Below are 7259 nucleotides of genomic sequence, written 5' to 3' on the forward strand. Positions count from 1 at the left end.
GTAGTACGCTCAAATTAACCGGGAACGCTTTGGCAAAAACCGGGTGCAATTCAAGAATTTTAACTGGCGCTACTACAGTTCGGATAATTTTGATGTGTACTTCTACGATGGCGGTCAGGATAACGCGCTCATCGCCGCCAAATTTCTGGAGAAGGAATTTGAACGTATCACTGATGTAATTGGCTACGCCCCCTACACGAAAACTAAGATTTTTCTCTATAATTCTACTTCTGATCTACAGCAGAGCAATGTGGGGGTAAAAGGGAAATCGTATACGGTGGGTGGTCAGACTGATTTTGTGAAGTCGCAGGTAGAAGTGGCCTATCCGGGTAGTATGATCGCCTTTAAGCATGAGTTGGTTCAGCAAATCTCTGAAATGTTGATTAACGACATGATGTTCGGCGGTAGCCTTACCGACATGTTTCAATCGGCTTATCTGCTTACCCTACCCGAATGGTTTATCCAGGGGGCGGCTCGCTACATTGCTCAGGGTTGGAGTATTGAAATGGATGACTTTATGCGAGATTTGTTCAACGAAAAACGAAACGTTAAACTCACAAAATTTACGGGGGAGGAAGCCGCCATTGTAGGGCAATCGGTTTGGAACTTTATTGCCGCTCGCTACGGTCGCAGCAGCATATCTAACATTTTGAATCTAACCCGAATCATTCGTAATGAAGAAAGTAGCGTTGTTAACACGCTAGGCATTCCTTTTCGGTTGTTTTCGCGGCAGTGGCAGTCCTTTTACTCTGAAATGTCAAGCCAGACAGCTGATATTTATCAATATCCAGTAGATGATAATCGGTTACGTAACAAAAACCGTAAATCTTTAAAGTACAGTCATGTAGCCTTTAGTCCTAGTGGGCGCTTTTTAGCCTATTCCGAAAATAAAAATGGTCGCTATAAAGTAGTTATAAGAGACTTAGAACGTAAAAGATCTAAGACTATACACAAGAGTGGATTCCAACTTATTGATCAGGACGTTGATCAGGACGTACCGCTATTGGATTGGGCTAGTGATCAAATATTGGGCATTGTTGGAGTTGAGCGAGGGCAGAACTATTTATGGCTTTATGATCAGGGTAGCAAGCGAAAACGGGCTATTCAGTTACGCCGATTCAACCAAATAAAAGACTTTGACCTCAATGCAAGTGCTCGGCTGGCGGTAATGAGTGCCGATTTAAATGGTCGGAATGATTTGTTTCTGTACAATCCGAATCGTAACACATTTAAACGGCTTACTACCGATATTTACGATGATTTACACCCTCGCTTTATGCCTGAGAGCGACGAGATTATTTTCAGCAGTAACCGCCCCAACGATTCTTTGTACTTTGCCTCCACTAAAACTCGTGACATTCAGCTTAATCAAGATATTGAGGATAACTTTAATATCTTCCTTTTTAATCCAGAACAAGATCCTGCAGACTCGCTATTGTCACGCATAACCAACACGGTGAGTAAAGATATTAAGCCTATTCCTAAAGATGAGAACACTATTTATTACCTGAGTGATCAGCAGGGTATTTATAATTTGTACCAATACCAGATTAGAGACAGCTTATTTACCCAAATCTCTAATTATGCCGTAAGCTTACAAGATTATGATATTGACTTTAAAAACAGCCGAATTGCTTACATTATGCTGGCTGATGAAAAGGATTATGTATTCTTAGAAGAAGGCATTAACCTGAGTCAGAGCACATTTACCCCCAAAACCCAACGGCAAGAAGCTATTCAAGCCCAAATGGTATCCCAACGCTTAGCCGAAAGTCAGAAGAGGCGACGGACTTCGGCCGTACCTTCCGATTCAACTTCATTCCCTCCGTCCTTCGTTCCTCGCGATTCTCTTATTGTTAATTCTGAAGTTGACTTGGATAGCTTAACATCGGCAATTGATGCTGATACGCTACCAAAAAACCTTATTGATACCAATGCTTACACATTTGGCGAGCAGGCAGCTCCCCAGTTAGAAGATGGAATGATCGATACGGATAATTACGCATTTGATATTGAGAAATCTCCTACTGAAGATGCTATATCTACCGATGGATTTCGTTTTGAGAGCGACCAGAGACCAGCAGGTGAAGGCAATTCTTTTTTGTCGCGTTACCGCCGACTACGGCGCGAAACCCGTATTGATGGACCCGCACCTTACGAAACTCGCTTTAGTGCCGATAATGTGATTACATCATTGACTATCGATCCACTTCGGAATTTTGGTTTTCACATTCAGGTGCAGATGAACGATATGTTAGAGAACCATCGCTTTTCGGGTGGTATTGTACAATTCACTGATTTGCGAAGTGCGAGCGTTTTTGCGGAGTATCAGTATCTAAAAAACCGAGTAGATTTTACATTCCGCTACAAGCGCGATGGAATATACCGAGAGGCGAACGATCAGAACATTCAAAAGTACACCATGAACCACTTTCAGGTGGGTGCGGCAGTACCGTTTAATGTTTCTACTCGGCTGGAGATTAATCCGTTTTTCGCTAATACTCATTATATTGACCTTGACCCTAGTCCGACTATTCCGGCTCCTCCTATGGCCGAAACAGAGAATACCGTTTTCTTCGGTGGATTGAAAGCAGGGTTAGTTTTTGACAACACCCTTAATTTTGGTCTGAATAAATACGAAGGTACCAAAGCACGAGCGTTTTTCACCCATTATCAGGGGTTAAACGATGCTTCTCGTAGCTTTAGCAATATCGAAGTAGACGTGCGTCATTACCTGAAAATACACCGGGAACTAACCTTGGTGGGGCGACTTTACTACGGAAACTTCTTTGGAGCCAATCCGCAATCTTACCTTTTGGGTGGAATGCATAACTGGATATTTAATCGTACTGATACCCCAGATTCAGAAGAAGAAAACCCGTTGGCTATCCAACAAAACGTAGATAACAGCAACATACTCTTTACCGAGTTTGTTGATCTGCGAGGGTTTAACTACAATAAATTCAACGGTACTGATGTGCTGACCTTTACAGCTGAACTACGATTTCCAGTAGTTCGGTATTTCTATCGCGGCCCTATTGCCTCTAATTTTTTCCGCAACTTAGAGTTTATCGGCTTCTACGATATTGGCTCTTCCTGGACGGGTCCTAGTCCCTTTAGAGAAGAAAATAGCATTAACACCGAGATAATCAGCGACGGGGGGCCATTTGTAGCCGAAATTCAGAATTTCAAATTTCCCTGGCTGATGAGCTATGGTGCTGGTATACGCACTGTTCTTTTGGGCTATTACCTGAAGTTTGATCTGGCTTACCCTATTGAAGATCAGATAGTAGCTGATGAGCCAAGATTTTACTTCACATTAGGGTACGATTTTTGACCTACGGATACTAATAGTTAAACAATTTGTCTTATCTCAAAATATCTCTTATGAAACAGGTATGTTTAATAGTAATAGCGGTGGGCTTGTCAATAAGCAGCTACGGACAATTTGCCACTTTAGGCCCTAAAATAGGTATCAGTCATTCAACATTAACCGAAAGCGAGGCCCAGGCTATTGCGGGGGGAAATGCTTCAGCAGGATTTCATGCCGGACTTTTTGCCCGGTTCTCAGTTTTAGGTTTCTACGTACAACCGGAAGCTCTTTTCACTTCTACCGGGGGGGAAATTGTAATTGATAGCGAAAACATAGATGCTAATGTCGATCAAGTGAAAGGTATCCGGTACAATAAGCTTGACGTACCAGTGCTGTTTGGTTTTAAAATAGGCCCATTATTCCGCGTAAATGCCGGACCATCCTTTAGCTTGCTATTGAATTCCGACGCTCGAGATGGTAATGCTCAAAATGAAATTAGAGAAAACTATAATGATGCTACGGTCGGTTTTCAGGCAGGGATTGGGGTAGATATTTCTAAATTGACCCTCGATCTACGTTACGAGAACAACCTCAGCACATTGGGTGAAGAAGTTTCTTTGGGTGGTCGGCAGTTCGATACTGACCTCAGGAATCAGCAGTGGCTGTTCTCATTAGGATTTAAACTTTTTTAAGTAACTATCAAGGTTTAATTACCGCCTTCTTTTGCGAGGGCGGTTTTTTTATGCGCTGGCTATAGCTTGCTTTGGTTTGGAAATGATCATAAACAGCAATGCAAAAAACGACAGTAAACTCGCTACGACAAAAGCATAGGGCAACCGTTCTAACTCGTTACTGTACAACCAGCCGGAAGTCAAAGCACCCAATCCAATACCCAGTTCTAACGAAATATACATAGTAGCAATGGCTCTCCCCCGTCGCTCAGGATGGCTCAAGTCAATTGTCCAGGCATAGATAGTGGGAGTATTCATTCCTACTGCTAAGCCAAATACTGCCCCAGCTACTAAAAACCAAGACCCGGTAGGTGCGTACCCTAAAAACAAGCACCCTATTATTAATATGCTGGCGGCCCATTTTAACACAATTACTCTTCCGTAACGATCCGAAGCCTTTCCGGCAAAAAAACGAACTGCCACCGAAGCAATCGTCATGTACATAAACACTAAACCACGGTTGTCAATGCCCAGTGCGTCGCTTTGGTCGGGCAGCAGGGTTAGGGCTACGCCAAAGGAATAGGTAGTAAATAACATAACCACACAGGGTGCCCAAACTCGGGGCTCCAATACTTCGCTCCAGTCTAACCGAAGCAATTTGAATTGGAAGGGTTCGCGATCAACCAGGGTTTCGCGCATCCCTGCTAAGATTAGTACCGACATTATTGCTGAAACGGATGAAGCGTAGAAAGTTACTTCTAATGAATACAGGTTGGCTAACGTACTTCCAATAGCCGGACCACTCGCCATTCCTAAGCTACCACATAAACCAAGTACGCCCATTGCTTCTCCCCGACGTTGAGCGGGAATTACATCGGCTACGTACGCCGCCGTTCCGGTTGGTTTGAAGCCCGTAGAGAGTCCGTGAAAAAACCGTAAGGCCAAAAACCAAAATACTGAGGTGGCAATCGGATAGAGAAATCCACAGATAAAACAGATCACCGCCCCAAAGATCATCACCGGAATACGTCCAATTCGGTCTGCTAGTTTACCGCTAAATGGTCGGGATAGTCCGGCGGTTAGAGTGAACAACGCAATAATCAACCCTTTATACTCGCCCCCGCCCATCCGGTCTAGATACGCCGGTAGCTCCGGAATAATCATGTTAAAGCTGGAGAAGAACAGAAATGAACTCAAACACAGCAGCCCGAACTGAAAAGTATAGATGTTTTGGTTAGCTGCCATAAAAGAAAAGCTGTAAACTATACTTGTACGAGATTGACTGAAAAGGTTTTAGAAATGGTAGCTCTATCAAATCGCTAAAGCCTAGTACGCTGATAAACTGGTCGCCTCAGGATTTGCAACCGGTGGAATAAAGATGGAGAGTTTGTTATCTACACTAGCGAATCACGCTTGCTCGCTTGTTTAGAGAACTTAGTACATTGTAGCCATAGCGGCAACGATACTCTATTTCGTACTACGGTTATTTTTGTTCCCGGTGCGCTTCCTATTCTGCATATTCAAGAACAGGACTTACCTAAAAATGGTGAAAAGGCTTTTGTTCTGCTTATTAAAATTAGGATAAGAGGGATATTCTGGTAACAGCTATCCCATGTTAAAAGTACCTACCTCCATAATTCCTAATGAATACAACTATTTCCTTAATATTCATCATCCTAACTTTAAGCAAGTTGGAATAATGATTATTGAGAGCGTGCTTGACTCAAGATTTGGATAGCTTCCACTCCAGAAACTACTGCTCCATTAAGTACGCTTTGATGAAGGCATCTAGGTCGCCATCCAGTACGGCTTGCACGTCGGAGGTTTCAGTTCCGGTTCGTACATCTTTTACTAGTTTGTAAGGGTGTAACACGTAGTTGCGAATTTGGGAGCCAAAATCAATATTACTTTTGTTGCTTTCAATTTCATCGCGCTCCTGATTACGTCGCTCAACTTCTTGCTGGTACAGGCGAGACTTCAGCAGTTGCATTGCCTTGTCTTTATTTTGTAGCTGAGAACGTTCCTGCTGGCATTCCACTATAATTCCTGAAGGGGCATGGCGCAAGCGAACCGCAGTTTCTACTTTGTTCACGTTTTGACCACCGGCCCCGCCCGAACGGTAGGTTTCCCAAGTGATATCCGCTGGGTTTACCTCAATCTCGATAGAATCGTCTACTACCGGATAAACGTAAGCGGATGCAAAGGACGTTTGTCGCTTACCATTGGCGTTAAAAGGAGAAATTCGTACCAGCCGATGTACGCCATTTTCAGATTTCAAGTTACCGTAGGCAAAATCACCGCTAAATTCAAGGGTGACTGATTTAATACCCGCCGTATCACCGGGTTGAAAATCGACCTGCTTCACTCCGTACCCATTTTTCTCCCCCCACATAATATACATCCGCATTAGCATCTCGGACCAATCTTGGCTCTCGGTGCCGCCTGCTCCCGGATTAATCTGCAATACAGCACTGAGTTGATCTTCCTCCCCACTCAGCATTTTTTTAAATTCCAGGTCTTCCGTAATCTTTTCTGCTTTTTGTCGCTCCCGTTCAATGTCGGCTTCGCTCACTTCATCCATTTCGTAGAACTCGTAGAGTGTTTCCAGGTCGTCGTAAGCAGTTTTGGCTTTTTCGTAACTGTCGGTCCAAACCTTTTTAGTCTGGATGCTCTTCATTAGTTTTTCAGCCTCTTTCGGATCGTTCCAGAAATCAGGTTGCAGAGTAAGTTTCTGCTCATCGTCTATCTCGGCTTTCTTCTGATCGTAGTCAAAGATACCCCCTTAAAGCCTCTACTCGGGCTTTCAAGTCTTTCAACTGGTCTGTAGTCATATTTTAATGATTAGTGATTGATAAATAATGAATGGTGAAATTTTTGAATCCGGCAATTGTGATGGGAGTAAATGGAGCCTACTCTATAAAGTCTTTGTTTCTTTCTTCTTTGAGATCGTAAACAGCAATTCCATGCGCTTTTGCTGTATCTGACAAATCTGAATCTGCGGTTATTAGCAAATCACAATTCTTCGCTAATTCTAGAAGCAGTGAGTCAGTTAAACCCAACTTAATAAAATAATCACTATTGACCCCCAGCTCAGAATTCAGATATTTTTCAGAAGTCTTTGAGATACTTTCTCTTACTACCTTAATGTATGGCCACTTGAAATTTCCAGAGAGAAAATTATTTAACAAATTATCAACTTCTGTCCAAACATTTGGAAGCACGATTAGATTTTCTAGACCCCGAATAACAGCGAATAACTTCTGAAAATCTTTCTT

At 43.0% G+C, this 7259-nt stretch carries 5 protein-coding genes; 2 read left to right on the top strand and 3 right to left on the bottom strand.

The annotated features are described in order from the left end of the window. Positions 1-43: 43 nt before the first annotated feature. Both WBA23_RS14825 and WBA23_RS14830 read left to right on the top strand, forming a co-directional pair. Entirely contained in the window at positions 44-3337 is a 3294-nt protein-coding gene (locus WBA23_RS14825; RefSeq protein WP_424583060.1) for a BamA/TamA family outer membrane protein, read from the top strand. Between the two features lie 50 nt (positions 3338-3387). Further along, complete coding sequence (locus WBA23_RS14830; protein WP_424583061.1) at positions 3388-4005, top strand: porin family protein; 618 nt, start codon at positions 3388-3390, stop codon at positions 4003-4005. 48 nt (positions 4006-4053) lie between these two features. Here WBA23_RS14830 and WBA23_RS14835 read toward each other — a convergent pair whose 3' ends face one another. The 3 genes from WBA23_RS14835 to WBA23_RS14845 all read right to left on the bottom strand — a co-directional run. Further along, positions 4054-5229, bottom strand: a complete 1176-nt coding sequence (locus WBA23_RS14835) for an MFS transporter (RefSeq protein WP_424583062.1) — start codon at positions 5227-5229, stop codon at positions 4054-4056. A 508-nt stretch (positions 5230-5737) separates the two neighbouring features. Beyond that, a protein-coding gene (gene prfB / locus WBA23_RS14840; protein WP_424583063.1) for a peptide chain release factor 2 occupies positions 5738-6815 on the bottom strand; the annotation gives its coding sequence in 2 pieces (ribosomal slippage) (positions 5738-6754 and positions 6756-6815; 1077 coding nt in all). Positions 6816-6893: 78 nt separating this feature from the next. Continuing rightward, positions 6894-7259, bottom strand: a 366-nt coding sequence (locus WBA23_RS14845; RefSeq protein WP_424583064.1) for a hypothetical protein, incomplete at its 5' end; no start/stop codon positions are given.

Origin of the sequence: Tunicatimonas sp., from assembly GCF_049647865.1 — a bacterium.
Lineage (GTDB): Bacteria > Bacteroidota > Bacteroidia > Cytophagales > Cyclobacteriaceae > Tunicatimonas.

Coding starts and splice junctions, on each gene's coding strand:
- WBA23_RS14830 (WP_424583061.1), top strand. CDS start 3,388: ATGAAACAGGTATGTTTAATAGTAATAGCGGTGGGCTTGTCAATAAGC.
- WBA23_RS14835 (WP_424583062.1), bottom strand. CDS start 5,229: ATGGCAGCTAACCAAAACATCTATACTTTTCAGTTCGGGCTGCTGTGT.